Origin of the sequence: Serratia sp. (in: enterobacteria) (assembly GCF_051654945.1) — a bacterium.
Taxonomy (GTDB): domain Bacteria; phylum Pseudomonadota; class Gammaproteobacteria; order Enterobacterales; family Enterobacteriaceae; genus Chania.
This window is the reverse complement of sequence record NZ_JBOFZA010000110.1, coordinates 1-1,562: the sequence shown is the minus strand read 5'-3', so window position 1 is coordinate 1,562 and position 1,562 is coordinate 1. Positions and strand designations below refer to the sequence as shown.

At 37.3% G+C, this 1,562-nt stretch carries 1 protein-coding gene; it reads left to right on the top strand.

Annotated elements, in window-relative coordinates; all coding sequences use genetic code 11:
- Positions 1-1,380: 1,380 nt before the first annotated feature.
- Positions 1,381-1,562: hypothetical protein (locus ACRDCA_RS25185; RefSeq protein WP_438691972.1), on the top strand; the 182-nt coding region annotated here is incomplete at its 3' end.

The following is a 1,562-nucleotide window of genomic DNA, read 5'->3' as shown; positions in this document are numbered from 1 at the left end:
CCTCTTCACACAATCTCTCGTTTATGTAGGCCTCCATTGTTGCTGTAGCTAACCCGGATTCTGGTTTGTTCTGTTTATGCAGTTTTTCTTCGGCTACTTTGTGAATCGATACCCCCACGGCAGGGTTGCCACCTTGCAGATAAACTAATTACTGCAAGAGAGTTAAATGCGCATGTGCGACCTGCACGTACAAAGTAATCAGCTATCTGAACAAGAGGTCTAAATCTAGTGGCATAAGGAAAAAGTAATTTAACCTGTTAACCTGCACCAGGACGCCGGCGTACTGAACGCTCTCTGTCTGCAGGTGTCATTGTTTAGCAATAGATTAAATGAAACGAGACAAAATTAATCTTGACAAACTATATATCACTATAAAGGTCTAAGCCTCAAGCATCGACGATAGATCGCTGTTTTTCAATGGAAAGCTTATAAGGAATGTATTTGCTAAATTTGTGAAAGCAGTACATATCAAAACATGCATAATAAAACGCAGTACATACCAGATTCGTCGTAATAACGAGTCACAAACGCATCCACTGCTGAAATCCCGGTTTAGATTGAAAGGTAAGAATCCACCGAACAACATCCCATAGAGCACTTTTAGTGAAACGAAACAATAAGGTTGTAATATAGATGGTAATTCCTTGTTTACGTTTCATTTCTTCCGGGAGAGTTATTGTTTGTATCCGTTATGGAACAAATTACGCTCAAAAAACAGCGTCTTGGTAGTAAAAAGCAACATGGTTTTGTAGCACGCAGTTTCACAAACAGAATGAGACCATCCACTAAAAAAAAAGTCAAAGATAGGCGGAATATAGTTTATTTGAATCTGGCGCGCTCCGGTGACGCTCGTGACGCGCGCTGTGACGCACCTGTCATCTGATGGGGGCGGGACTTAGCGATCGGCTTTTTGCACAAATAACTCTCTTTTTTTTTCTTTTCAACATTTTTCAAATATGTGTACGTGTTTTGTGGGGAATGTGGCTGTGTCTAAAGGATTACCATATGTATATATGACTGTCATTGACTGAAAATTAGCGTGTGATTACTGCTGAATGACAGCCATCAGTGTCTATGAGCGACCATTACAGTGTTATTATTGACTATATGTCCGGCTATTTGTATGATTACCATCTGTTTGCACGCACATCAGCATCTGAATTCTGACTATCACCAGCAATTAGTATGAATGCTGTATGTCTGCTAATCAGAGTATGTACTTGACATACAAAGCTAATTCTTTTTTTTTCTTCTTTTTTTTTCTTTTTATTACTCAAAAATTATTCTTATTGTATTTTCTAGTGCTCAAATAAATCACATATACAATGTCTAAGATTGTCTATTATTTTATAACTGAAAAACTATGCAGTGGTATGTATAATGACTAAAATATTTTGTAGAAACCGTCAATACATTTGGTGGCTATTTTTCCTAATATGGGGAGGGGGGGATAAAAATAGTCTCAGAAAAATTATTGCAAGAACTTCATTTTTCATGGTATCTTCTTCAAATTTGAAATATAAACTCATGAGACATGTGACTTTCAACCCATTACTAATAGT